This is a genomic window from Streptosporangium sp. NPDC006930, from assembly GCF_040635605.1.
In the GTDB taxonomy this organism is placed as follows: Bacteria; Actinomycetota; Actinomycetes; order Streptosporangiales; family Streptosporangiaceae; genus Streptosporangium.
In genome coordinates this window covers 433,802-457,098 of the sequence record NZ_JBEYID010000002.1, presented here as the reverse complement: position 1 = coordinate 457,098, position 23,297 = coordinate 433,802, and the positions used below count along the sequence as shown (strand labels likewise).

Here is a 23,297-nt window from a genome sequence, read left to right as displayed (position 1 = left end):
GCCAGGCGGCACGCCCTCGATGGTCCCGGGGCACGGGAAGGCCGGACACGGTCCGGGAGACGAGATGCGCCGGGTGCCCGGACACGGCCCGGGAGACGACACACACGGGGTGCCCGGACGCGGCGGATGGGCTTCCGGCGCGGGGCGCTAACGCGGGTGGCGGCAGCACCTGGCCCACGAGCGGTGGCGGTGATGCCCACGCTTACGGTCCCTTATCTTGATCGCGTTGCCGCTGTGCTGCCTGTTTTTGATGCTCTGGCCACCCTTGTTCTTTCTGTTCCCCGCCGCCGTCGTCTGCGCCTGAGCCTGGGCCGGGCAGAGAGCGTTCCGGCCGACGACGAGGGGCTGCGGTGTCGAGGCGCTGGGATCCAGGTCCGTGTTGCCGGGGAAGGCGGCCACGAGCAGGTGGGTTCCCGGTTCGATGCCGGTCACCGGCAGGAGGGTGCGGCCGTTCGTTCCGATCGGGGCCGTACCCAGGCTCACCCCGTCGGAGAAGAACTCGGCCGATCCCGTGGGTGCGGTGGGCCCGGATGGTATGACGTTCGCGGTGAGGACGAGCCGGCCCGCCCCCCTCCGCGAGCACGCCGTGGCCAGCGTGGTGGCGGTCTCCCTCGGTGGTGAGACCGCGCAGTCGGCCGTCGTGACGATGCCGGTGTCCAGGGTGACGGCGCCTTCGCGGGCGAGGAGACGGCCGGCGACGTTCGCGCCGGTGGCCACGGTGATCGAGATCAGCGCGAGGATGTTTCCGGCGAAGCTGGAGCCGGGGCCGAGCGTGGCCGAGCCGCCGACCTGCCAGAAGACGTTGCATGCCTGGGCGCCGTTGACGAGGTTCACCGTGCTGGCGGAGGTGGTGACGAGGTCGGAGGTCGTCTTGAGGATGAAGACGGCGTTCGGGTCGTTCTGTCCGTCGAGGGTGAACTCCCCGGTGATCGCGAAGGCGCCCGTGGCGGAGTCGTAGGCACCGGGGGTCACGGTGGTCCCACCGAGCTCCGTCGGGAGGGTGGCGTCGACGGGCTGTCCCGCCGCGTCGTCGTAGGCGGCGGTCAGGTCGAGTTGGGCCTGCGCGGCGGTGGCGTCGGCGGCGTGGACGGCACCGACCACGATGCCGGGCGGGAAGCCGGTGACCACCGATCCCGGGCTCACCCCGAGGTCCCCGGTGACCACGGTGGGGCCGGTGTTGGTGGTCACCGTCCCCGCCAGGACCGCGAAGTTCGCGGCGGTGCCGAGCGGCGGTGTCGCCGCGTTCGCCGTGTGCGGGGTCGCGACGACACAGCCCAGTGTGAACGCGACGGTCAGGAATCCGGCCTGCCAGGAACGAGCGGCATTTCGCGAAGCGGTATGCGAGTGACCAACTCTTGTCACAATGCTTTCCTTTTCTTTTTGGTATTTCTCCGTCCAGACGCATTGCCGATGATGCGCCATTTTCTCTGACCCTACTGATCGGCGGTGTCGTACCTGTTATACGACATGCGGGATGCTTTATTGCGTGGTTATCGGCTCATATTAGAGAGATATGGCCGTGTTGTTTCCCGGAATATCTCGATCCGGGGCGGGGCTGCCCTCCGGTGGGTGAAACGAACAGAGGGCGTGCCGCTCGGCGGCACGCCCTCGATGGTCCGACGAGATGACGCGTCAGGACCGGGTGCGGGATCGACGGTGCATCAAAGGTGCGCGGTCAGGTGCAGGTGATGCCGGACGCGCCGGGGGTGGAGGGTCCGTTGGCGGTGAATCCGACGACGACGGACTGGCCCGCCGCGAGACTGGTCGCGTGGCTCGGGGCCTTCGCGGTGAAGGTGGTCCCGCTCTGCGTGACGGTGGCGTTCCAGCCGCTGCCGAGTGTCACCCCGGACGGCAGGGTCCAGCGCACCGACCAGTTGTTCCAGGCCGAGGTTCCGGTGTTCTTCACGGTCAGCGCTGCCTGGAAACCTCCCGACCAGGAGTTCGTGAGCGCGTAAGACGTTTCGCAGGCCGCGGAGCCCGGCGTCGGTGTCGGGGTCGGTGTGGGTGTACCTGTGCCGCCCCCGCCGACCGGTGCGATCAGGTACGGCTGGAGGATGTCCTGCTTGTCTTGGTTGATCGAGCTCCAGTCGTCCTTGGCGATACCACCGGTGTCACCCGAGTTGGGGTTCCACGACCAGTAGGTGAACGACATCCCGTTCACCCCGGTGCCCAGGTACTTCATCAACTCCTGGAGCCAGACCTTGTCCACGGCCGCCTGCATGGTGGTCCCGAACTCGCCGAGCATGATCGGGGCGATGTTCTGCTTGTAGAGGTAGCCCCAGTACCTGTCCCAGACCGCGGGCAGGTTCGCCGGATAGTTCGGCGCGTCGAACCACGCCTGGCGGTAGACCGAGGTGGCGTAGTCGTGTGGCGAGTAGACCAGCCGGTTCGCCACGTTCAGCCGCACCGGGAACTCCCCGGCCTTCGACAGGTTGCCGCCCCACCAGCCGCAGTCCTCGTCGTTGCTCGGGTCGTTGTCCCAGACGTTGGACAGGCCCCCGCTCGGGCAGCTCACGCCCTCAACGAAGATCAGCCAGTTGGGGTTGACCGAGAGCACCGCGTTGCCCGCCCGCTCGGCGGCGAGTCGCCAGTCGCGGGCGGTGTCCCCACAGCCCCAGCACGCCCCGGTCGCGGCCGGGTTGGTGCCCTCGGCGTGCGGCTCGTTGTGCAGGTCGGCGCCGATGACGGTGGTGTTGCCCGCGTACCGCTGGGCGAGTGCCTTCCAGTCGTTGATCCAGGTGCTCTCCGGCGTCGCGGGCACGTACCACAGCGGCGACTGCCCGGCGGCGGTCGGCCGATGCCGGTCGAGGATGATCCGCATGCCCTTGCTTCCGGCGTACGCGATGACCTTGTCGAGGATCTGCAGCGGGCTGTTGCCGACCAGGTCGGGGTTGACGAAGTCGTTCACGCCGCTGGCGACCGCGCCGGGCTTGAGCGCGTCGTTGGAGAACGGTACGCGGAGGGTGTTGTAACCGAGCGAGGCCATCTTGTCGATCTGGCCTCTCCACGGGTTGTTCGACCACAACCCGTGGAAGGTCTTGTTGTCGGTCTCCATGCCGAACCAGTTGATACCGGTCAGCCGGACGGTCGCCCCCGTACTGTCGACGATCTTGTTGCCGGAGGTGCGCAGGTAGCCGGTGCCGGTCCCGCCCGCGGCACCGGCCGGGGAGGAGCCGAGCGCGACCGCCAGCGCCGAGGTGACCGCGAGCGCCGCGAGCGCCGCCGGCCACCTGCGAACACGCAGGACTTTCATGGAAGGGCCCTTCAAGGACGTGATCTGTTCGCGGGGTGGGAACCTCGCGATCGAAAGGTGCGGCCGGACGCGATCGCCATGGTTCGGCGCCCGCCCCGCTCCCGTCAACCACCGTGGGAACCGGTTCGCCCCGATGCCACGCCCGCACCCCGTCCCAACTCGCCCTGTGCGACCTCGGCGCACCTGTCGTTCCGTGAAAGTTTCACCGTGCCGGACCGCCTCTCCCACACCCGGCGTCCAGGGCGGCGGTCACCGTCGGTGAATCCCCTTCGGCGTGTGCGACCTCGACCCGCCGTCGAATGGAGCGCGTTCCGACCGTCCGGTGAAAACGGCGGCGACCGCTTGGCGGCGCCGATCCTGTCAAGGATGAAAGGTGGCCGGGAATCCCTCTCGATCGGGCGTCGGTGTTCGCCCGAGGTTTCACCGGCGATGTCGAAAACGGCGAATTCGATAGGCTCCCAAAGTCGGCGCCCGGGTCCTCTCGATTCAAGAATCGAGAGGACCCGGGCGCGTTTTTCGACTTTCCTGCCGGTTGGTTTTCTAGCCTGTCAACGCGACCGCCACGAGCATCAACTGGGCCTCCAGGGCGTGACGGAAGTCGTCTGGCAGCGAGCCCTCCCGGTTGCGCTCGGCGATCTTTTTTCGGATCGGGTCGAGGTCGCCGGAGCCCCAGACGCTGTTGGCCAGCACCTGCCGCAGGTCCAGGGCCACGTCCGGGCGGATCTCGCCCTCGTCCTCTCCCTTCGCGAGCACGGCGTTGAAGTGCCGCACACTCTGGTTGAGGTTCGGTGCGTAGGAGTGGATCGCCTCCGACCCGGGCGCCGGTTCCGCCATCTGCCCACCCCACTTTCGGGTAGGAGAAGTAGGAGAAGGCTGCGGATTCGTGCCCGGTTGCGGGTAGGCGGTTGTGGGGTCGAGCATCGTGGGCGGTGCCGTCCCGCGACCCTGCGGACCGGCCACCTGCTCGTTGTGCGAGCCGGAGATCCGGCTCCACAGCAGGAGTCCCGCGAGCAGAGCCGCCACCGTCGCGACCACCACCCAGCGCACCAGCCCACCCCTGCCCGCCGAGTGCGCCGGGGCCAGGGGGGTGGCCGGTGTCCTGAGGGCCGCGGTCAGGCCGTCGGCCACCTCATGGGCCTTGGGTCTGGCCTCGGGCCGGTGCGACAGACAGACCTGGCAGAGCGCGCTGATCCGCGCGGGCATGCCCGGGACCTCCGCCAGCGGCGGAGGTCCCTCCCTGCGGACGTTCTCGATCTCCTCCCAGGTCCGTTCCGGGTACGGGGGAGCGCCGGTGAGCATCTCGAACAGCAGTACGCCCAGCGCGTAGATGTCGCTCGCCGGATCCGCGACCGTGCCGGTGAGCCGCTCCGGAGCCACGTAGGGAGGCGTCCCGTAGTCGGAGGTCCAGTCGTCGCCGTCCTCCCCGATGAAGGCGGCGATGCCGAAATCGAGCAGCTTGGCGCCGGTCGAGGTCAGCAGCACGTTCTCGGCGGTGACGTCCCGGTGCACGATGCCCCGCTCGTGGGCGGCGGCCAGCACGGTGGCCAGCCTGGCGGCGATCGTCGCCGCCTCCGTCCACGGCAGCGGGCCCTCGGCGACCCGGTCCGCCAGCGGGCGTCCGTCCAGCAGGCGCATCACCACGTACGCGGCGAGGCGCCCCTGCGAGGTCACGGTCTCCCCGTAGTCGTAGACCTCGATCGCGTCGGGGTGAATGAGGCGCGCGGTGGCACGCGCCTCCCTGCGGATCAGCTCGCGCTCCCCTCGGTCGAGGCCCAGCTCGCCGTCCAGCAGCTTGACGGCGACCATCCGCTGGAGCGACTGGTCGAAGGCACGCCAAATGACGCTCATGCCCCCCCACGCGATGCGCTCCAGCAACAGATACCTGCGGGTGAGCACATCTCCCGCGCGAAGCCCGACGTGCTGGTCAGGCGGACTCACGGACCACCAGCTCAGTGGGGAGTACGGGATTGTCGCGGGGAGAGCCGGCCGAGCCCATGGAGAGCAGCAACAGCCGGGTGGCGAGTGCGGAGAACTCCTCCACCGGCTGGCGGACGGTGGTGAGCGTGGGTGAGGTCCGCCGGGCGGTGGGGGAGTCGTCGAACCCGATGACGGCCACATCCTCCGGCACCCGGCGGCCGGCACGCCGCAGGGTCTGCAGCGCGGCGGCGGCCATCACGTCGGAGGCGGCGAAGACCGCGTCGACGTGCGGCATCCTGCGCAACAGCCACTGCATGCCGTGCACGCCCGACGCGTGGCTGAAGTCGCCGTACGCGACCGGCACGCTGGTCATCCCGGCCAGGGCGAGGGTCTGCAGGAACCCGTCGAGCCGGTCGCGAGCGGCCGGAAGGGCGGGTGGGCCCGCGATCACGCCGATGGACTTCCGGCCGCCGAGCAGCAGGTGTTCCGCCGCCTGCCGACCGCCGTCGCGGTTGTCCATGTCGACGTGGGGGAGGTCGATGCCGTCTGGGGGACGGCCCGCACTCCGTACGGGAATGCCCGAGGCGGCGAGGGTCACCACGAGCGGATGCCTGTCGCGGGCCGCGATCAACAGGACGCCGTCGATGCCTCCTGCGACGAGCGGTGGCGTGGCGATGGTGGAGGTGGCCGCCGTGGCGGTCATCACGGCGAGGGGTACGCCGTGCCCGGTGAGGACCTCCTCCGCAGCCGTGATCATCCGCGCGTAGAACGGCTCGGTGAACAACCGGTGCGCGGGTTCGCAGACCACGATGGCCACGACCTGGTCGGATCGGCGGCCGGAGCCGCCACGAGGAGCGCGATGCCTTACGTAACCAAGACGCGATATTGCGTCATGCACCTGCCTACGAGCCGACGTGCTGACTCTGACTGAACCGGTGAGTACCCGGGACGCCGTGGCGGGGGAAACCCCTGCCTCTGCTGCGACCTGGGCAAGTGTGGGTAGATCGGTCATAACTTCCTCCACACCAAGATTCCGCACAGGTGGGAGCGCTCCCATTGAACCTAGCATTGTTTCGGAAGTGTCAAAAGATGTTTCCGAAAAATCACCTTGTGTATGTCAAATTTCCCTGACAACCCAGTCAGGGGCAAGTATCGACATGATTACGGAGTCATACCATTCCCCGTTTAGGTGCAGGGCGTCACGGCAGACACCCTCCTGGACGAACCCGAGCTTGCGGTAGACGTGCGCGGCCCGTTCGTTGAAGGCGTAAACCTCCAGGCCCACCCGATGCAGCGGCGTGGTGCGGAAGACATGGTCGAGGGTGAGCCGGATCGCCTCGCTGCCGTAGCCCCTCCCGTACGCCCGGGGGCCGATCAGCGCGATGCGCAGGTTGCAGGAGAGATTGTCGGCGTCGAGCTGGTTGAGCACGATCTCGCCCACGTAGGCGTCGTCACCGGCGGTGCAGATCGCCAGGTCCAGCCGGTCGTCGATGTCGCCCCGCGAGCCGTACCAGGCCTTCAGTCCTTCGTAGTCGGGCTTACCGTGCGAGCCGGTCAGCCGGACGGTCTCGGGGTCGTTGACCAGCTCCCAGAGGCCGTCCACGTGCTCGGGGCCGACCGGCCGGAGCGTCACATGCTCTCCGGGGAGTGTGGGTTTGCGCGCGAACATCATTCGGCGTGTCTACCGGCAGGAATCCCGCCGGGCAAGCCGATTCCCCGCGAGGGCACGACGGACCCCCGCTCGGGGGTGGGCCACCGGGGTCCGTACGGACCCCGGTCGCACGGCGCGGTCGAGGAAGCCGCCGATGACGCGGTCCGGTCACCGGGGTCGGTACGCACTCCGGTCGCCTGACCCCGTGCGAGCCGCACCATGGCGCGTCCCCGCGTCACCAGGGTCCGTACGGCCCCTGGTTGCCGCCGCCCCTGCCGATCTCCCCCACGGCGGGACGCACGTCGGCGAGGTAGATGCCCGAGGCGATGACGGACGCGATCGTGAAGATGCTCAGGACGCTGAGATACTGCACCGCGGCGGCGAAGCCGAACAGCGCCGCCAGCCCGAGGATGACCAGCCACAGCTTCTTGGTCTGCTTGCCGGTGGCCGCGAACGCCCGCGCCGGGGTCTTCGCCGCGTGGATGAGCGCCCAGCCCGACAGTGCGAACACTCCGACGGCCAGGATCCAGAAGACCAGGTCCAGAGCACCGTGGATTTCGATCATCGTCTCTCCAGAACGTTCGCCTCGCCGGTCTCCCTCAGCCTAATGCCGAAAGTCCCGTTCGCGCCGCCCTCGACTCTTACCGGCTGGGGCCGGTGGCTCGTTTCCTGCCCGTGCCGGCCGGGACGGCTCGTCCCCGCGTCCGCGTACCGGCCAGAGCCGGTGGTTCGTTCTCGCGCCCCATCACGTCGATCTCGCTCGCCCCCGGCACGGTCCCAGGACGCCACAGGACCCGCCCCGGCCGTGCCGGAACGGGTCCTGGAACCGGAGCGTCGTCCGGTCGCCACCTCACGGGGTTTGTGGAGGCGGCCGCGAGCTCGTGCACGGCCCGGCCGCGCGAAGCGGTGGCGAGTCCGCGGGGGCCGGTCTGGGGTTTTCGTGAGGTCCGCCGGACCGGTCAGAAGGTTTCGCGAAGGGCTCGCTCAGCTCTTGGTCGTGCCGGACGTCCTGGAGGTCCTCGTCGTGCCCGACGTGCCCGACTTCGTGGTGCGGGTGCCCTTCCTGGGCGTCCGGGCGGAGGTGATCGCGGGCTCGGCGGCCTCGGAGACCTCCTCCAGCTCCAGGGCGATCTCGCCGCTGGTCTTGGAGACGACCTTGCGGCCGCGGCTGGCGAACTCCTCGTACAGCTCGTTGGCCCTGCCCGCGATGTGGTCGGCGTAGTCGCGCGCCTTCACGGGGAAGTCCTTGGCGTAGACCTCGGCCTTTCCGGCGAGCTGCCTGGCCCTCTCCGGGAGGTCCTTCGCGGCCTCGCGGATCTCCTCACGGCGGCCCTGCAGCTTGTGGATCTGCTCGGGAAGCTCAAGGAGCTTTTCGACGGCGAAGTCGCCGGCCCCGGCGACGGCGTAGAACGGCTTGGACTCGGCCAGCTTCTTGACTTCGGTGGTGATGGGCATGGGTTAACCTTCCTTGGTTTCCTTGGTGATGTGGCCGTTGCTCGGAGGGGCCGCGTAGGGCTTCAACGCGGTGAGGTATTCCTTCGGGAGCGGCACCTCGTCGTCAGACGAGGAGTCCGCGTCACCTCGCCGGGGCTCCGGTGCGAGAGGCGCTTTCTGGGAGGTCTGCGCGTCGTCGTCCGGGGCCTCGGCCTGTTGGTTCTCCTTGCGGAACGACTCGTAGATGTCGATCAGCACCTGGCGCTGGCGCTCGGTGATGAGATGGTCGGCCCTGATCGCGGTCAGCACGTCGCTGTCCGGCTCGCGCTCCTCGATGAGGCCCGCCTGGACGTAGAGCGCCTGCGACGAGATGTGCAGGCCCTTCGCGATCTGGTTCAGGATCTCGGCGCTGGGCTTGCGCAGCCCGCGCTCGATCTGGCTCAGGTAGGGGTTGGAGACCCCTGCCGCCGCGGCGAGCTGCCGAAGGGAGATCTTCGCGTGCGTGCGTTGCTCGCGGATGTACTCACCGATCGAACCGACCTTGGGTAGTGCCATGGTTCGAGTCTGCCGCACGGTGCTTGCAATTGCAAACGGGTTGGCTAACACTTGCAAGCACTTTGGGGTGAGCTTGGTTAAACCTGGATGAAACCGGCCGCATCACCAGGGCGGCCCCCGGTTTCGGCATGCGGATCCGTCGTACCTTCACGGAGGCCCAACGCGGGACCGCACTCGTACGGGGGTCTCGGTGCCGTGCGTGCGACGGTCGCCGCGCCCGGTAAGGAGCCCGATGCGGGTTCTTCGATGCGGGACCGGCCACAACAGCGGCGCCGACTTCAGTACGGGACTAGCCACAAGAGCGGCGCCGACTTCAGTACGGGACTAGCCACAAGAGCGGCGCCGAGGACGTCAGGGCGACGGAGAAGGCGACGATGGCGTAGCGCACCCCGCGCGGCAGGACCGGGACCGGGTTCACCAGACGCTCGACCCTGGCCATCACGGCGGCGGCGGAGTTCGTGGCGCCCAGCGCGCCGTGCGGGGCCGGGACGGCGCCCGCGGTGCCGAAGCGCAGCAGGGCGGTCGCGAGGCGGCGTGCGGAGCAGCCGCGGCGGGCGACGTCGTCGGCGGCCATCTCCACGAGCAACCCGACCTCGCCCTGCGCGTCCCTGACCACGCGCGACCAGGGCAGTGCCCTGCGCAGCGCGGCGAACGGCAGCAGCACCAGATCGTGCCGCTCACGCACGTGGGCGGCCTCGTGGGCGAGCACCGCGCTCAGCTCGTCGGCGGAGAGCAGCTTCAGCGCCCCCTCGCTCACCACCACCTGGGAGCGCAGGCCGGGCACGCAGTAGGCGGTGGCACCCGGGTGGTCGAGCACCCGCACGCCGGGGATCACCGGATCCTCCCTCGCGATCAGGGCGAGCAGGGTGCGATGGCGCCTGCGGGCGCGGAGCGTCTGCGCGCCCGCGGCGAGGAGGACCAGGATCAGCACGGCGAGCGCGGTCAGTCCCGCGACGAGCGCGAGGATCCTCGGCATGTCGTACGGCCTGGGAAGCTCCTCCCCGGCGCCGAACGCGGAGATCGCGAACTCGTGCAGGCCGTGCAGCACGCCCTCGCCGTAGGGCTCGAGCGCGTAACCGAGCAGGGCGCCCGTCCCGGCGAGGCCCCAGGTGACCCCGAGCGCCTGCCACAGGACGATGGCCACGTGCGGGGCGCGGTAGGTCCATCGAGCCCGGGTGAACCGCCAGGCGCCGACCGCGCAGACCAGGGCGAGCGTCGCCAGCGCTGCCGCGGTCATCTACTCGTCCTCCAGCTCCTCCAGCTCCTCCAGGTCCGTCAGGGCCCTGCGCAGGATGTCGGCTTCGGTGCCGGTGACGGCCTGGGCGAACCGGGTGAGGGCCGCCGACCGGTCACCGGTCAGATCCAGCGCTTCCAGCATAAGCTCCGCGATGTAGGCGTCGCGGCTCTCCGCCGGTGCGTACCGCCACGCGCGCCCGTCGCGGGTGCGGAGCAGGAAGCCCTTGCGGGTGAGTCGGTCGAGCACGGTCATCACAGTGGTGGGCGCCAGGTCGCGGTCGGCGATGAGACGCCCGACCTCCCGCGCCGTCACAGAGGATGGCTGTGCCCAGATGATGTCCATGATGCTGCGTTCAAGCTCGCCGAGACCCTTCACGCATCCAAGCCTAACTCCCGCACCACGAGGGGTAGTACTACGGGTTGTCGAGTGATGTGCGTCACACGCGTTTGACCATGTGTTATCCCACCCCCGTCGTCGCCGGGGCGCACTTCGCGATCATCGCGGAGCGACCGCGGACCAGGGCAGGGTGATCTCGCCGAGCCGCCAGCGCGACCGGCCGCCCAGCGGGGGACGCTCGGCGAGCGGCCAGGTCCCGGCGAGCGTTCCCGCGGCGGCGATCCAGCGCTGCCGGGAACCGTACGAGCTCAGGGGGGCGTTGACCGCCCAGGCGCGGTCGAAGTCGCGCAGGAAGGCGTGGACGGGCTCACCGGGGACGTTGCGGTGAATGAGCGTCTTGGGCAGCCGGTCGGCCAGGTCGGAGGGGCGCTCGAAGGAGTCGAAACGGGCCGAGATGGTGAGTGTCCGCGGCCCCGAGCGGTCGAGCCCCACCCAGACCGCGCGGTGGCCCACCTCCGAGCAGGTGCCCTCGACGATCATCCCGCCCGGCGCGAGCCGTTCGGACAGCATCGCCCAGTATCCCCACGCCTGCGCCTCCTCGTACTGTCGCAGCACGTTGAACGCCCTGATCAACAGGGGTGGCCTCGCCACCGGCAGCTCGAAGCCGCCCAGCGCGAAGGACAGTCCCGGCCGCTCGTACGGTTTGGCCGCCGCCACCCGGGCCGGGTCGATCTCGACGCCGACGACCTCGACCGAGGGGCAGACCGCGCGCAGCCGCAGGAACATCTCCAGGGTCGTGGTGTGCGAGGCCCCGTACCCGAGGTCGACCACGAGAGGGCGGACGGCGGAGCGCAGCGCGCGGCCGTGCGCGGCGACGATCCAGCGGTCGGCCCGGCGCAGCCGGTTGTGCCCCGTGGTCCCCCTGGTGATCTCTCCTATCGGCTTCGGCACGGTCAGACGCGGTGGACCTTGTGCTGGGCGGCCTGGGCCCGGGGGCGGATGACGAGGCGGTCGATGTTCACGTGGGCCGGGCGGGTCACGCACCAGGCGATGGCGTCGGCCACGTCGTCGGCGGAGAGCGGGTCGGGCACGCCCTCGTAGACCCGGTCGGCGGCGGCGGAGTCGCCGCGGAAGCGGTTCAGCGAGAACTCCTCGGTGTGGACCATCCCGGGGGCGACCTCGACGATCCTGACCGGCTGTCCGACCAGCTCCAGCCTCAGCACCTCGGTCATCGAGGTCTGCGCGTGCTTGGCCGCGTTGTATCCGCCGCCGCCCTCGTAGGAGACGAGCCCGGCCACCGAGGTCAGCATCAGCAGCACGCCGTCGCCCGACGCGACCAGCTTGGGCAGCAGGGCCTGGGTGACACGGAGCGTGCCGAGCACGTTGACGTCGTACATCCGCTGCCAGTCGGCCACCTTCCCGCTCGCCACGGGTTCCAGGCCGATCGCGCCACCGGCGTTGTTGACCAGCACGTCGCAGCGGTCGAGCGAGGCGGCGAGCTCGTACACCGACTCCTGCGACGTCACGTCCAGGGTGACCGGGCGGATGCCGGGCACCTCGGCGGCCAGCTCGTCGAGCCGCTCCCTGCGCCGCGCCGCGGCCACCACGTCGAAGCCCTCGGCGGCGAGTCTGCGGGCCGTCGCCTCGCCGATTCCGCTACTGGCCCCTGTCACCACAGCTGTCCTCTTCATGGCCCCTCATCCTGCCAGGAGCCCTCGGGACCCATCCGTCCGGACTCGGAGAGGCCATGTGTCGGGAATGTTGCGGATTATCCGGTGGTTGAGCCCTCTCGGAGGTGGTGTCGGTGAGGCGACGGCGGGTCAACCGGGTCGCGACGATCAGCATGCACACGTCTCCCCTGGATCAACCGGGGACCGGGGACGCGGGCGGGATGAACGTCTACATCGTCGAGGTGGCGAAACGCCTGGCCGAACTCGGGGTGGAGGTGGAGATCTTCACCCGGCAGACATCCCGGGATCTGCCACCGGTCGCGGAGATCGTTCCAGGTGTCTCCGTCCGCCACGTCACCGCCGGACCGTACGAGGAGCTGGACAAGGGAGACCTGCCCGGCCAGCTCTGCGCATTCCTGTCGGGCGTGCTGCGCGCCGAGGCCATGTACGAGCCGGGCCGCTACGACGTCATCCACTCCCACTACTGGCTCTCCGGCCAGGTGGGCTGGCTGGCCAAGGAACGCTGGGGCCTGCCGCTGGTACACACCATGCACACCATGGCCAGGGTGAAGAACCTCCTGCTCGCCGCCGACGACAGGCCGGAGCCCGCCGCCCGCGTACTGGGCGAGCAGCAGGTCGTGGACATCGCCGACCGCCTGGTGGCCAACACCCCGACCGAGGCCGAGGAGCTCGTCCAGCTGTACGGCGCCGCCCCCGCCCGTGTGGAGGTCGTCAACCCCGGTGTGAGCCTCAGAGTCTTCCAGCCCGCCTCCCAGGGGGCGGCCCGGCGCCGGCTCGGGCTGCCGCAGGACGCGCACGTGCTGCTGTTCGTGGGCAGGGTGCAACCGCTCAAGGCCCCGGACGTGCTGCTGCGCGCCGCGGCCAGGATGCTCATCGACGACCCCTCGCTCAGGTCCAGGCTGGTCGTCGCCTGTGTCGGCGGCCCCAGCGGCAACGGCCTGGCCAGGCCCTCCTACCTCAACGACGTGGCCGCCTCGCTGGGGATCTCCGACGTGGTGAGGATCGTTCCCCCCGCGCCCCAGCATGAGCTGGTCGACTGGTACCGCGCGTCCGACGTGACCGTCGTCCCCTCCCACAACGAGTCGTTCGGCCTGGTGGCCCTGGAGTCCCAGGCCTGTGGCACCCCGGTCGCCGCCGCGTCCGTAGGCGGGCTGCGCACCGCCGTACGCGACGGCGTGTCCGGGGTGCTCGTCGAGGGGCACGACCCCCACGACTGGGCGCGGGTGCTCGCCAGGTTCGTCTACGAGCCCGCGTGGCGGGAGACGTTGTCGGCGGGCTCGGTGGCCCACGCGGCGGCCTTCGGCTGGTCGGCCACCGCGGCCCGGCTGGCGGACGTCTACGCCGGGGCGATGGCGAACCTGCACCGGCTCCCGGTCGCGGTCAACTCGTGAGGACCACTCGCGAGGCCGTCGACGCGACCTCCGGACTCCGCTTGCGAGGGTGGTGACGCGGCCTCCGGATCCCGCCGCTCACGAGGCGGGTGTGACCCGGACGCCGGCACATCGTCCGAGGGGCTCGTGAGACGGGGACGGCCCGCGCGTGAGAGCCGCTCGTAAGCTGGGCCCATGCGTGAAGTGATCGAGGCGGCGCTGAAGAGCGCGGACGCCTCCTACGAGCAGCCCAGGCCGGGGGCCTTCCTGGTGAGGCTGCCCGGCCAGCACAAGCTCGCCACCATGACCTGGTTGATCGTCGGTGACCAGGCCCTGCACGTGGAGGCGTTCTTCTGCCGTCAACCCGACGAGAACCACGCCGAGTTCTACCGTTGGCTCCTCACCAAGAACGGCTCCATGTACGGGGTGCACTTCGCCCTCGACCCGATCGGCGACGTCTACCTCGTGGGCCGTGTCCCGCTGGCCGCGGTCACCGACGAGGAGGTCGATCGCCTCCTCGGGTGCGTGCTCACCTACTCGGACGAGGGCTTCGACCGCGCGCTCGAGCTGGGCTTCGCCTCCTCGATCCGGCGCGAGTGGGAGTGGCGCGCCAAGCGCGGCGAGTCGCTCGCCAACCTCCAGGCCTTCGCCCGCTTCGCCGACCCCGAACGCTGAGGACGCCGTCCCGAGAACGGGTCGCCCGGTACGTCGGGCGGTCCCGGGGCGGGTGGAGTGTCCGGAAACGTCCAGCAGGCGCCCACTAAGCTTGTCGGCATGTCGACTTTGGTGCTGCTTCGGCACGGTGAGAGTGAGTGGAACGCGAAGGGTCTGTTCACCGGATGGGTGGACGCGGGGCTCTCGGCCAAGGGCGAGGAGGAGGCGCGGCGCGGCGGGCAGCTGCTGCTCGACGCGGGGGTGCGGCCCGATGTTGTGCACACCTCCCTGATGAGCAGGGCGATCCAGACGGCGAACCTCGCGCTGGGCGCCGCGGACCTGCTCTGGCTGCCGGTCTCCCGGTCCTGGCGGCTCAACGAGCGCCACTACGGCGCCCTGCAGGGCAAGGACAAGGCGCAGACGCGGGCCGAGTTCGGTGACGAGCAGTTCATGCTCTGGCGCCGCTCCTACGACGTCCCGCCGCCCCCGATCGCCGACGACGACGAGTTCTCCCAGGTTGGTGACGCCCGCTACGCGCTCCTGCCGAGCGAGCTGATGCCGAGGACCGAGTGCCTCAAGGACGTCGTCGAGCGCATGCTGCCGTACTGGTACGACCAGATCGTGCCCGACCTCGCGCAGGGGAGGAGCGTGCTGGTCGTCGCGCACGGCAACTCGCTCCGCGCGCTGGTCAAGCACCTGGACGGGATAGGCGACGACGAGATCGCCGGGCTCAACATCCCCACCGGCATCCCGCTCAGGTACGAGCTGGACGCCGACTTCCACCCGGTCACCAAGGGCGGACAGTATCTCGACCCCGCCGCGGCCGAGGCCGCCATCGAGGCCGTGGCCAACCAGGGCAAATAGCCCTCATGTCCTGAAAAATACGGAAAAGTCCAAAAAAGCGTAAAAAGAGGGAGGGCCCGCCGGATCCGGCGGGCCCTCCCTCTCTCCCTTTTTCCATGAAGACGTTCGTGAAGACCGGCGGGGATCGGCCGACGGGGGACTCAGAGCACAGAGGTGTCCTGGGGACGGGAGCCCGTCACCAGATAGACCACGTCGTGCGCGACGCGGACCGCGTGGTCGGCGTAGCGCTCGTAGTAGCGGCCGATCAGCGTCACGTCGATGGCCGGCTCGACGCCGTACTTCCAGTCGGGGGCCATCAGGATCTTGAACAGCCTCCGGTGCAGCCTGTCCATGGCGTCGTCGTCGGACTCCAGCTCCAGGGCCGACTCCACGTCGCGCGAGGCGATGCAGCTGCCGGTCTTGGTGACGAGACGTTCGGCGATCTGGCCCATCTCCAGGATGGTGGAGCGGACCTCGGGCGGGATCGCGGAGTCGGGGTGGCGCAGCCTGGCGATCTTGGCCACATGCTCGGCGAGGTCGCCCATCCGCTCCAGGTCGGTGCCCATCCGCAGCGCCGCGATGATCATTCTGAGGTCCACGGCCACGGGCTGCTGCCGCGCCATCAGGTCGAAGATCGTGGCCTCGACCTCCGCGAAGATCCGGTTGACCTCCTCGTCCTGGGAGATGACGCTCTCGGCGAGGTGGAGGTCGGCGTCCAGGAGGGCCGTGGTGGCCCGCGATATCGCCGACCTGACGAGTCGGGTCATCTCGACCAGTCGTCCGGTGAGGGCGTCGAGGTCTTCGTGGTAGGCGTCGCGCATGCCACTCACGGTAGGGCGGTAACGGTGAACGAACCTCGACCGTAAAGTGAACTTTATGGGAAAGCCCGTGGTCATGCCCCTTTAGCCGTCCCCAACGGGAAAACCCCGACCTACCATCGAGGACGTGAAGCCTACGGGAGGACCACGTGAGTGAGCTGATGGCGAGCCTGGCCGCACTGGCCGGTTTCGTCGTGGGAGCGCTGGCCGTGATGGTCGTCCGCCAGAACCACGGACAGCGGAGAGCGATGACACCGGTTTACGGCGTCGAGCCCGGCGCGTTACCCCAGGGGGTCGCCTCGGTGCTGGCCGTGCTGCCGTCCTCGGCGGTCGTGCTTGACAAGGAGGACCGCGTGCTGCGCGCCAGCTCGGCGGCCCGCGCGTTCGGCCTGGTCAAAGGAGATCACCTCATGGCGGCCGAGTTGCTCGCACTGGCCAGGAAGGTGCGCAGGGACGGCGAGATCCGCGAGAGCGAGATCGAGGTGGCCGGCCACAAGTTCGGCCAGGAGTCGACCAGCTTCGCGGTGCGGGTCGCCCCGCTCGGCTCCCACGGCCAGGTGCTCGTCCTCGCCGAGGACCAGACCGAGCACCGCCGTGTCGAGGCGGTTCGCCGCGACTTCGTGGCCAACGTGAGCCACGAGCTCAAGACGCCGGTGGGCGCGCTCTCGCTGCTGGCCGAGACCATCCAGGACGCCGCCGACGACCCCGAGGCCGTCACCCGCTTCGCGGGGCGCATGCAACACGAGGCGGCCCGGCTCACCTACCTGGTCCAGGACCTCATCACCCTCTCCCGCATCCAGGGCGCCGAGCCCATCCCCACCCCCGGCCCTGTTCTGATCGACGAGGCGGTCCACGAGGCCATCGACCGCTGCAACACCACCGCGGCGGCCAAGGACATCACCCTCGTCGCCGGCGGGGTCGAGGGCCTGCGGATATGGGGCGACGACGAGCTTCTCGTCACCGCCCTGCGCAACCTCATCGACAACGCGGTCGCCTACAGCCCCGAGCACACCCGGGTCGTGGTCAGCGCCCGCGCGGCGGGCCCCAACACCGAATCCGTCGAGATCAGCGTGAGCGACCAGGGAATCGGCATCCCCGAGAGCGCCCAGGAGCGGATCTTCGAACGGTTCTTCCGTGTCGACGCGGCACGCTCGCGGGCGACCGGTGGCACGGGCCTGGGCCTGGCCATCGTCAAGCACGTGGCCGCCTCCCACAACGGGGCGGTCACGGTGTGGAGCAAGGAAGGTTCCGGTTCCACATTCACCCTCCGCCTGCCCGCCTTCGGCGGCATGGCGGTTACGGAACCAGCTACGACCACGATCCCCCTGGAGGCCGCGCAGTGACCCGCGTGCTCGTTGTCGAGGACGAGGAATCGTTCTCCGACGCCCTGTCATACATGCTGCGCAAGGAAGGCTTCGAGGTGGCCGTGGCCGCCACCGGGCCGGAAGCGCTGGAGACCTTCGACCGCAACGGCGCCGACCTGGTGCTGCTCGACCTGATGCTTCCCGGCCTGCCCGGCACCGAGGTCTGCCGCTCGCTCCGCCAGCGCTCCAACGTGCCCGTCATCATGCTCACCGCGAAGGACAGCGAGATCGACAAGGTCGTCGGGCTGGAGCTCGGCGCCGACGACTACGTCACCAAGCCCTTCTCCTCCAGGGAGCTGGTGGCCCGTATCCGCGCGGTGCTGCGCCGCCAGGGCGACGTGGAGGAGCTGGAGTCGGCGGTGCTGGCCGCCGGTCCGGTCAGGATGGACGTCGATCGCCACATCGTCGCCGTACGGGGTGAGGCGGTGCAGCTGCCGCTGAAGGAGTTCGAGCTGCTGGAGGTGCTGCTGCGCAACGCCGGGCGGGTGCTCACCCGGGGCCAGCTCATCGACCGGGTCTGGGGCGCCGACTACGTGGGCGACACCAAGACCCTGGATGTGCACGTCAAGCGGCTGCGGGCCAAGGTCGAGTCCGACCCGTCCAACCCGCGCTGCATTCTCACCGTCCGGGGGCTGGGGTACAAGTTCGACCCCGCTGAGATCTGAGTCTCTCCGCGGCCTCGGAGGCGCCCGTCCGGCGACGATCGGTCGCCTCCGCGAAGGCGACCGGCTTCCGCGACGCCGACTTTGGGGTGATCACTCGCCTCCGCGAAGGCGACGGCTTCGGTGACGTCCGCATCGGGATGATCGCTCGCCTCCGGACGATCCGAGGGGCCGTACGGCGTGCCCGCGCCGTACGGCCCCTCGGCGTGTCCGGAGGCCCTCACCGGGAGCGGCGATCAGTGTCCGGAGGAGTGCTCCTCGCCGGTGGCGGTGGCCGAGGGGGTGGGCGACGGCGTGGGCGCCGCGGAGGCGCCGGGAGCCTGCGGGTAGGCGGTGAACTCGCGGCTGCGGGTGATCACCGGGATCGTGAGCTGCACGATCCCGGCGTTGGCGAACTGCAGCTGCACCTTGACGCCCTCGCCGCCCCTGAGCGGCTTCTTCAGCCCTTCGATCAGGATGGTTGGGGTCGGCTTGCCGACGCTCACCCGCTGGTTGTGAGGGAGCGGCACGGGCGCGCTCACCTTCGCCGTACCGAGGGCGGGGTCGACGCCGAGACCGACGAGCTGGTCGGAGCCCGCGTTGGTGTTGATCAACGACAGGTAGAGCGGGGTGGCCGCACCCTCCGGCAGCGTCGCGCCCGAGTCGGGCCCCAGGAAGAAGGCCTGGGAGATGTCGATGCCGTTCGTCTTGACCGTGAGGGCCTCGGTCGGCGAGTAGGGCTTGTTGGTGATCGCGTCGGATCCGGCACCGCAGCCGGCCAGTGCCGAAGCGGCTGCGAGGAACGCCGCGGCGACGATCGCCCGGTGGCGGATGTTGCGGGTCACGGTGCGAGTTCTCCTTGTCACGCGTGAGATAGGGCAAGGGCAACCCTATCGGCGACGTTCACCGGGTTTCCCGCCGACCCGCCTCATCATCCGAAGGCGGGGAGCGCAGGTCATAAGCGCTTTTTGTCCCTCTGATTCATACACTTGGCCACTTGTCAAGTCATAAGATGCGGCTTTGACCTGCAGTTATGGTGATTTCACTGTTCCGGGAGGCTGTGGATACGTGGTACTCTTGAGTACAGCGGAAGGGGTACTTGTCACATGACTTTCCAGGTCGGCGACACTGTCGTCTACCCCCACCACGGGGCTGCTCGGATCGAGGCGATCACGACCCGAACCATCAAGGGTGAGGAAAGGACCTACCTGGTTCTTAAGGTCGACAAGGGCGACCTTACCGTCCAGGTGCCGGCAGACAACGCAGAGCTCGTGGGTGTTCGCGATGTCGTCGGACAAGAGGGCCTTGAGCGCGTTTTCGACGTGCTTCGAATGCCTCACACCGAAGAGCCCACGAACTGGTCACGACGCTACAAGGCGAACCTTGAGAAGCTGGCGTCCGGTGACGTCAACAAGGTTGCCGAGGTCGTTCGCGACCTGTGGCGGCGAGACAGGGAGCGCGGACTCTCCGCGGGAGAGAAGAGAATGCTGGCGAAGGCCAGGCAGATCCTCGTCAGCGAGCTCGCGCTCGCGGAGAAGACCAACGAGGACAAGGCCGAGGCCCTGCTGGACGAGGTTCTCAACTCCTGAACAAGACATTTCCACGGGTGGGCGTCGGGGTCGACGTCCACCCGTTCGCTTCTGGTCGCGAGCTTCACCTCGCGGGTCTGCACTGGCCGGGTGAGACCGGCCTGGCCGGCCACTCCGACGGTGACGCCGCGGCCCACGCCGCCTGTGACGCGCTGCTCTCCGCGGCGGGTCTCGGTGACCTCGGCGGCCTGTTCGGCACGTCCGACCCCCGGTGGTCCGGCGCCTCGGGCGCGGCCCTGCTGGAGGAGACCGCCCGCAAGGTGCGCGCCGCGGGCTTCGAGATCGGCAACGTGGCCGTTCAGGTGATCGGCAACCGTCCCAAGCTCGCTCCCCGGCGTGTCGAGGCCGAGAAGGCCCTCAGCGCCGCCGTGGGGGCTCCCGTGAGCGTCAGCGCCACCACGACCGACGGGCTGGGCCTCACCGGACGGGGCGAAGGGGTGGCCGCCGTCGCGACCGCGATCGTGGTGAACCTGTAGCGGGTGCCGGACGTCTCCTATACGGAACGTGGAAAACGTTCCGGCGAGCGGCGCGGAATGCTCGTCGATCCATATCGAGGCGGTGGCCCGTTTCCTGGCGCGGTACGGGCCACCCCTTTTTACAGCGTGATCGTTTCTTTAGCGTGATCAGTGAATGCTCTGGGTAACCCCTTGGTGACCGTGTCTCGTAACAGGGGGAGCCAGACATGATCGTCTCGATTGTCTCCGCAATCATCATCGGCGCCATCATCGGCGCCCTGGCGCGACTCATTCTTCCAGGACGCCAGAACATCAGCATCGGCCTGACGCTCATCGTCGGCATCGTGGCCGCGCTTATCGGCACCGCGATCGCCGGGGCGCTCGGCCTGATCCACACGCGCGGGATCAACTGGTGGGAGCACATCATCCAGTTGGCACTCGCGGTGCTGGGGGTGCTCCTCGTCGTCCAGATGCAGGCGAGAAAGACGCACTGACGGATTTTTTGCCGCCGACAGGCATATCCGTGACCCAGGGGGTAGCCACCTCCCCATGAGAGTGAAGGTCTCACCCTCACTGGGAGGTTGAAATGACTATCGCGTCCATTCTCGGGGCAATCGTTATCGGCGCGGTCATCGGAGCCCTCGGCCGTCTCCTGCTTCCCGGTAGGCAGGCGATCGGAGTGGTTCTGACCGTTGTCGTCGGTATCATCGCCGCGCTTATCGGCACCGCCATCGCCCAGGGTCTCGGCGTCGCCACCACGAGCGGTATCGACTGGATCGAGCTCGTCATGCAGGTGGGTCTGGCTGTCGTCGGTGTCGGCCTGGTCGCCGGTCTCAAGCGTTCCAGGGTTTAGGCGAACACCCGGGTGAAGATCCCGGTGACCTCGCCGAGGCTCGACTGGACCCCCTCCGGTCCGGAGGTGCTCACGGTGCCGACGATGTCACCGTGCTCCAGGAGAAGACCCGCTCGGCTCCGTCTGGCATGCCGAGCGGGTCTCGGCCGTTTCCGGCCGGTTCGAGGCAACGTGCCGAATCGGCTTCCGGCCGATCCAGGACACGGGCCCGGAGGGGAGCAAATCGCCGGTCCGCAGCGGGGCGCCGCTCACACATGTGTGAGCGAATAGCTGCGGGCCGGTCCAACACCGGGTGGCGAACGGCGGTCTTGGCCGAAGGCCGCGCCGTTCGTTCCATCCGAAGGGTGAGTTCAGGCCTCGCGGCCCGGCCGCGAGGCCTGAACGGACACCATCCGAAGACGTGGTTCTCGAACGTCTGGGTCTCCAGCGCGTACGGCGGGACCGAGACGACGCCGACCACGTAGCCGAGCTCGACGATCTCCGCGGGGGAGATCCGGCCGAGCCGACGGCCCGAAGACCGGGTCAGCTCCTCCCAGGCCCCGGAGCTGACCCGACGGGCGTACGACGGGTGACCCGCGTCCGCCCCTGTTCCTAACTGTTCCTCACTCGCCCGGTGGTACGGGCGTGCTGCGCATCCGCCCGGAGGGCGGTGCCGCGGTGCCGTTCTCGTCATCGTAGGACCGCGCCGCGGCCTCCTCCCCGGCCTCGGCGGCCTCGGCGCCGTGCGCGAGGTCGGGCGCCCCTGCCTTTCTTCCGCTCGTGCGCGCCTCTCGCGCCGCCACAGGCGCCCGCACGGCCGTCTCCTCGGACGTCTCGGCGCTCGCCCCTCGGGCCTTCCTCGTAGCCCTCTCGGTGGCCTTCGCCGGGGCCTTCTCCGCGGTTTTCCTCGCGGTCGTCCTCGTCGCGGCCCTCGGGGCGACATTCGCCGGACGGTCCTGCCGGTCCTGCCGGTCCCCCTCGTGGTCCTTCACGGCGAGGAACGGCTGGGTGTCCTCGTCGCGCTCGCCCTCCTCGTCCGTGCCGCGCCGTGCCGTGGCGCGCGGGCCGGTCCCGGCCGTACCGGACTCCTCCGCACCGTCCGTTTCCGCGGCCTGCTCAGGTGGGAGGTCGGCGTCGCTGTCCCAGGTCTCCACCCGCTCGCTGACCCTGCCCTCGCTCTCCGGCTCCTCGCTCGGTGTCCGTACGGCGGGACGAGGCGGGTGGACGAGCAGGTCGCCCTGGCGGGGCCTGACCAGGTCGCCCCAGCGCATCGGCTTGCCGGGACGGGGAGCCGCAGGTCCCTGAGGGTCCTGTGGGATGTCGGCGACCTCGGGCGTCTCCGGCGCCGCCGTGGGGCCGACCACCGGCTCGCCCACCGGAAGGTCATGGTGCGGTGCGGTCTCCAGGGGAGGCGCGGCGTGCGGGTCCAGCATGATCTCGGCCGCGGGGTGGTGCACCAGCTGGCCAGGGTGACCCGGGTGGCCTCCGTGGTCGGGGCGGGCAGGCTGCTCAGGATGGGCGGGCGGGGCCTGCCCCTGCCACCGTTCCCCGGTGTCGGGCGCGCCCGAACGCTCCGTGGCCGCCCGGTTCGCCTCGGGGAACGGCACGATGTCGCGCTCGGACGACAGGCCGGAAAGGGCCGCGTCGGCCGCGGCCCTCCGGGCGGCGGCGTGTTTGATCAGCAGGAGCCAGAGCCACAGGGCCAGGATCAGCATCACCCAGGGGGCGACGGCGACCACGACGGCCGCTCGCCCTTCGTCCACCGCCATCCGCATGGCGGTGGCCACCTCGGCGGCGACCGCGCCGGCGAGCAGCAGCGTCAGGATCACGCCCGCCTGCAGCCGCACCGGCCACCAGCCGCCCCTCAGCAGCAGTACGCCGATCATCGCGATGACGAGCAGGGCGTCGAAGGCCGCGGGGTAGAGGTACGCGAGGTCGGCGGTCGCCCTGCCCGCGACGGCGAGAGCCCGTAGATCCTCGAAGGAGAGCACGCAGGCCGCCGCGGTGAGGGCGGCGACGCCGACTCCGGTGACGACGATCCCGGCGTGGCGCAGGGCGACGGCCATCCGGCTCGGCTCGGGGGCGGCGATGGTCAGTGGCGGGGGCGGGGACGGGCGGGAGATCGAGCCCGTCGCCCCGGGGGATTTGGCGTCCATGGCTCTTTGAGCCTACAGAATCGACATCTAGCATGATCGGGGAAGTTTTCCGAGGGCGACAGAGAACGATCGAGGCGAAGAAATGGCAGAACTGTCCGATTCCGTACGCGAGATGTTCGACGCCGCGAACTTCGCGACCGTGACGAGTCTCAACGAAGACGGGAGCCCGCAGGCGAGCGTCGTCTGGGTGAAGACGGACGGGAACGACGTGGTGTTCTCGACGATCAGGGGCAGGCGCAAGAGCCTCAACTTCGCGCGCGACCCGCGCACGGCCATCGTGGTGTTCGATCCCGCCGACCCGTACCGCTATGTCGAGGTGCGGGGGACGGTCACCCTCGCCGACGATCCCGACGGGGCGCTCATCCAGGAGATGTCGCACAAATACCGCGGTGAGGACTGGGTCGAGGAGAAGCCTGAGGTGGAGAGGCTGATCGCCAGGATCGTCCCTGAACGCGTGGTCTATCACGGTGCTGTTTCGACGGACTAGTCGGGCGACATTCA

Annotated in this window: 25 protein-coding genes; 10 read left to right on the top strand and 15 right to left on the bottom strand. The window is 69.5% G+C overall.

Going from position 1 to position 23,297, the window contains the following annotated elements:
- Positions 1-147: 147 nt before the first annotated feature.
- From ABZ664_RS05360 to ABZ664_RS05305, 12 genes are all read right to left on the bottom strand, one after another.
- The gene (locus ABZ664_RS05360) at positions 148-1,362 is read right to left on the bottom strand and encodes an ice-binding family protein (RefSeq protein WP_362503278.1); all 1,215 of its coding nucleotides are present in this window, start codon (positions 1,360-1,362) and stop codon (positions 148-150) included.
- A 313-nt stretch (positions 1,363-1,675) separates the two neighbouring features.
- A complete protein-coding gene (locus ABZ664_RS05355; protein ID WP_362503275.1) occupies positions 1,676-3,253 on the bottom strand; it encodes a cellulase family glycosylhydrolase in 1,578 nt (525 codons plus the stop codon).
- 540 nt (positions 3,254-3,793) lie between these two features.
- The gene (locus ABZ664_RS05350; protein WP_362503272.1) at positions 3,794-5,191 is read right to left on the bottom strand and encodes a serine/threonine-protein kinase; all 1,398 of its coding nucleotides are present in this window, start codon (positions 5,189-5,191) and stop codon (positions 3,794-3,796) included.
- Positions 5,178-6,182: a LacI family DNA-binding transcriptional regulator gene (locus ABZ664_RS05345; protein WP_362503269.1), complete on the bottom strand. Its 1,005-nt coding sequence runs from the start codon at positions 6,180-6,182 to the stop codon at positions 5,178-5,180. Before ABZ664_RS05345 ends, ABZ664_RS05350 begins: the two co-directional genes overlap by 14 nt.
- 105 nt (positions 6,183-6,287) lie before the next feature.
- Positions 6,288-6,803 carry a GNAT family protein gene (locus ABZ664_RS05340; protein ID WP_362503266.1) on the bottom strand — a complete coding sequence of 172 codons (516 nt, stop codon included), beginning with the start codon at positions 6,801-6,803 and terminating at the stop codon, positions 6,288-6,290.
- 253 nt (positions 6,804-7,056) lie between these two features.
- Positions 7,057-7,386, bottom strand: coding sequence for a DUF2516 family protein (locus ABZ664_RS05335; protein WP_362503263.1), 330 nt, complete (start codon positions 7,384-7,386; stop codon positions 7,057-7,059).
- A 419-nt stretch (positions 7,387-7,805) separates the two neighbouring features.
- Positions 7,806-8,276, bottom strand: a complete 471-nt coding sequence (locus ABZ664_RS05330) for a hypothetical protein (protein ID WP_362503260.1) — start codon at positions 8,274-8,276, stop codon at positions 7,806-7,808.
- Positions 8,277-8,279: 3 nt separating this feature from the next.
- Positions 8,280-8,810 carry a helix-turn-helix domain-containing protein gene (locus ABZ664_RS05325; protein ID WP_350943146.1) on the bottom strand — a complete coding sequence of 177 codons (531 nt, stop codon included), beginning with the start codon at positions 8,808-8,810 and terminating at the stop codon, positions 8,280-8,282.
- A gap of 313 nt (positions 8,811-9,123) precedes the next feature.
- Positions 9,124-10,047: a M56 family metallopeptidase gene (locus ABZ664_RS05320; protein WP_362503257.1), complete on the bottom strand. Its 924-nt coding sequence runs from the start codon at positions 10,045-10,047 to the stop codon at positions 9,124-9,126.
- Positions 10,048-10,422: a BlaI/MecI/CopY family transcriptional regulator gene (locus tag ABZ664_RS05315; protein WP_362503254.1), complete on the bottom strand. Its 375-nt coding sequence runs from the start codon at positions 10,420-10,422 to the stop codon at positions 10,048-10,050.
- A 120-nt stretch (positions 10,423-10,542) separates the two neighbouring features.
- The gene (locus tag ABZ664_RS05310) at positions 10,543-11,334 is read right to left on the bottom strand and encodes a class I SAM-dependent methyltransferase (RefSeq protein WP_362503251.1); all 792 of its coding nucleotides are present in this window, start codon (positions 11,332-11,334) and stop codon (positions 10,543-10,545) included.
- Positions 11,335-11,336: 2 nt separating this feature from the next.
- Positions 11,337-12,074, bottom strand: coding sequence for an SDR family NAD(P)-dependent oxidoreductase (locus tag ABZ664_RS05305; protein WP_362503248.1), 738 nt, complete (start codon positions 12,072-12,074; stop codon positions 11,337-11,339).
- A 107-nt stretch (positions 12,075-12,181) separates the two neighbouring features.
- Here ABZ664_RS05305 and mshA point away from each other — a divergent pair, with 107 nt between their 5' ends.
- The 3 genes from mshA (at position 12,182) to ABZ664_RS05290 (ending at position 14,962) form a co-directional block, all read left to right on the top strand.
- On the top strand, positions 12,182-13,465 hold the full coding sequence (gene mshA / locus ABZ664_RS05300; protein WP_362503244.1) for a D-inositol-3-phosphate glycosyltransferase: 1,284 nt from the start codon (positions 12,182-12,184) through the stop codon (positions 13,463-13,465).
- 174 nt (positions 13,466-13,639) lie between these two features.
- Entirely contained in the window at positions 13,640-14,119 is a 480-nt protein-coding gene (locus ABZ664_RS05295) for a YbjN domain-containing protein (RefSeq protein ID WP_350943155.1), read from the top strand.
- Between the two features lie 99 nt (positions 14,120-14,218).
- On the top strand, positions 14,219-14,962 hold the full coding sequence (locus ABZ664_RS05290) for a phosphoglyceromutase (RefSeq protein WP_350943156.1): 744 nt from the start codon (positions 14,219-14,221) through the stop codon (positions 14,960-14,962).
- A 140-nt stretch (positions 14,963-15,102) separates the two neighbouring features.
- Here the strand turns inward: ABZ664_RS05290 and phoU are convergent, their stop codons facing one another.
- The gene (phoU, locus tag ABZ664_RS05285) at positions 15,103-15,762 is read right to left on the bottom strand and encodes a phosphate signaling complex protein PhoU (RefSeq protein ID WP_362503239.1); all 660 of its coding nucleotides are present in this window, start codon (positions 15,760-15,762) and stop codon (positions 15,103-15,105) included.
- A 158-nt stretch (positions 15,763-15,920) separates the two neighbouring features.
- Between phoU and ABZ664_RS05280 the strand changes: the two genes are divergently transcribed.
- Together ABZ664_RS05280 and ABZ664_RS05275 are read left to right on the top strand one after the other, a co-directional pair.
- The gene (locus ABZ664_RS05280) at positions 15,921-17,102 is read left to right on the top strand and encodes an ATP-binding protein (RefSeq protein WP_350943564.1); all 1,182 of its coding nucleotides are present in this window, start codon (positions 15,921-15,923) and stop codon (positions 17,100-17,102) included.
- Positions 17,099-17,788, top strand: a complete 690-nt coding sequence (locus tag ABZ664_RS05275) for a response regulator transcription factor (RefSeq protein WP_329089757.1) — start codon at positions 17,099-17,101, stop codon at positions 17,786-17,788. Before ABZ664_RS05280 ends, ABZ664_RS05275 begins: the two co-directional genes overlap by 4 nt.
- Positions 17,789-18,021: 233 nt before the next feature.
- Here ABZ664_RS05275 and ABZ664_RS05270 read toward each other — a convergent pair whose 3' ends face one another.
- The gene (locus ABZ664_RS05270; protein WP_362503235.1) at positions 18,022-18,609 is read right to left on the bottom strand and encodes a copper chaperone PCu(A)C; all 588 of its coding nucleotides are present in this window, start codon (positions 18,607-18,609) and stop codon (positions 18,022-18,024) included.
- A gap of 261 nt (positions 18,610-18,870) precedes the next feature.
- Here ABZ664_RS05270 and ABZ664_RS05265 point away from each other — a divergent pair, with 261 nt between their 5' ends.
- The 4 genes from ABZ664_RS05265 to ABZ664_RS05250 all read left to right on the top strand — a co-directional run bounded on the left by ABZ664_RS05265 (position 18,871) and on the right by ABZ664_RS05250 (position 20,661).
- Positions 18,871-19,353: a CarD family transcriptional regulator gene (locus tag ABZ664_RS05265; protein WP_030924410.1), complete on the top strand. Its 483-nt coding sequence runs from the start codon at positions 18,871-18,873 to the stop codon at positions 19,351-19,353.
- A gap of 17 nt (positions 19,354-19,370) precedes the next feature.
- Positions 19,371-19,829 carry a 2-C-methyl-D-erythritol 2,4-cyclodiphosphate synthase gene (gene ispF, locus ABZ664_RS05260; protein WP_350943159.1) on the top strand — a complete coding sequence of 153 codons (459 nt, stop codon included), beginning with the start codon at positions 19,371-19,373 and terminating at the stop codon, positions 19,827-19,829.
- Positions 19,830-20,035: 206 nt separating this feature from the next.
- On the top strand, positions 20,036-20,302 hold the full coding sequence (locus ABZ664_RS05255; RefSeq protein ID WP_350943160.1) for a GlsB/YeaQ/YmgE family stress response membrane protein: 267 nt from the start codon (positions 20,036-20,038) through the stop codon (positions 20,300-20,302).
- 92 nt (positions 20,303-20,394) lie between these two features.
- Positions 20,395-20,661: a GlsB/YeaQ/YmgE family stress response membrane protein gene (locus tag ABZ664_RS05250; protein WP_362503229.1), complete on the top strand. Its 267-nt coding sequence runs from the start codon at positions 20,395-20,397 to the stop codon at positions 20,659-20,661.
- Between the two features lie 602 nt (positions 20,662-21,263).
- Here ABZ664_RS05250 and ABZ664_RS05245 read toward each other — a convergent pair.
- A complete protein-coding gene (locus ABZ664_RS05245) occupies positions 21,264-22,796 on the bottom strand; it encodes a hypothetical protein (RefSeq protein WP_362503226.1) in 1,533 nt (510 codons plus the stop codon).
- A gap of 82 nt (positions 22,797-22,878) precedes the next feature.
- On the opposite strand from ABZ664_RS05245, the gene ABZ664_RS05240 reads away from it, so the two are divergent.
- On the top strand, positions 22,879-23,283 hold the full coding sequence (locus ABZ664_RS05240; protein WP_362503223.1) for a PPOX class F420-dependent oxidoreductase: 405 nt from the start codon (positions 22,879-22,881) through the stop codon (positions 23,281-23,283).
- Positions 23,284-23,297 lie beyond the last annotated feature (14 nt).

Excerpts from the sequence above, each read along its gene's own strand:
- ABZ664_RS05355 (WP_362503275.1), bottom strand. The coding sequence starts at position 3,253 with ATGAAAGTCCTGCGTGTTCGCAGGTGGCCGGCGGCGCTCGCGGCGCTC.
- ABZ664_RS05345 (WP_362503269.1), bottom strand. The coding sequence starts at position 6,182 with ATGACCGATCTACCCACACTTGCCCAGGTCGCAGCAGAGGCAGGGGTT.
- ABZ664_RS05335 (WP_362503263.1), bottom strand. The coding sequence starts at position 7,386 with ATGATCGAAATCCACGGTGCTCTGGACCTGGTCTTCTGGATCCTGGCC.
- ABZ664_RS05330 (WP_362503260.1), bottom strand. The coding sequence starts at position 8,276 with ATGCCCATCACCACCGAAGTCAAGAAGCTGGCCGAGTCCAAGCCGTTC.
- ABZ664_RS05325 (WP_350943146.1), bottom strand. The coding sequence starts at position 8,810 with ATGGCACTACCCAAGGTCGGTTCGATCGGTGAGTACATCCGCGAGCAA.
- ABZ664_RS05320 (WP_362503257.1), bottom strand. The coding sequence starts at position 10,047 with ATGACCGCGGCAGCGCTGGCGACGCTCGCCCTGGTCTGCGCGGTCGGC.
- ABZ664_RS05305 (WP_362503248.1), bottom strand. The coding sequence starts at position 12,074 with ATGAAGAGGACAGCTGTGGTGACAGGGGCCAGTAGCGGAATCGGCGAG.
- ABZ664_RS05295 (WP_350943155.1), top strand. The coding sequence starts at position 13,640 with ATGCGTGAAGTGATCGAGGCGGCGCTGAAGAGCGCGGACGCCTCCTAC.
- ABZ664_RS05290 (WP_350943156.1), top strand. The coding sequence starts at position 14,219 with ATGTCGACTTTGGTGCTGCTTCGGCACGGTGAGAGTGAGTGGAACGCG.
- phoU (WP_362503239.1), bottom strand. The coding sequence starts at position 15,762 with ATGCGCGACGCCTACCACGAAGACCTCGACGCCCTCACCGGACGACTG.
- ABZ664_RS05280 (WP_350943564.1), top strand. The coding sequence starts at position 15,921 with ATGGCGAGCCTGGCCGCACTGGCCGGTTTCGTCGTGGGAGCGCTGGCC.
- ABZ664_RS05265 (WP_030924410.1), top strand. The coding sequence starts at position 18,871 with ATGACTTTCCAGGTCGGCGACACTGTCGTCTACCCCCACCACGGGGCT.
- ABZ664_RS05255 (WP_350943160.1), top strand. The coding sequence starts at position 20,036 with ATGATCGTCTCGATTGTCTCCGCAATCATCATCGGCGCCATCATCGGC.
- ABZ664_RS05250 (WP_362503229.1), top strand. The coding sequence starts at position 20,395 with ATGACTATCGCGTCCATTCTCGGGGCAATCGTTATCGGCGCGGTCATC.
- ABZ664_RS05245 (WP_362503226.1), bottom strand. The coding sequence starts at position 22,796 with ATGGACGCCAAATCCCCCGGGGCGACGGGCTCGATCTCCCGCCCGTCC.
- ABZ664_RS05240 (WP_362503223.1), top strand. The coding sequence starts at position 22,879 with ATGGCAGAACTGTCCGATTCCGTACGCGAGATGTTCGACGCCGCGAAC.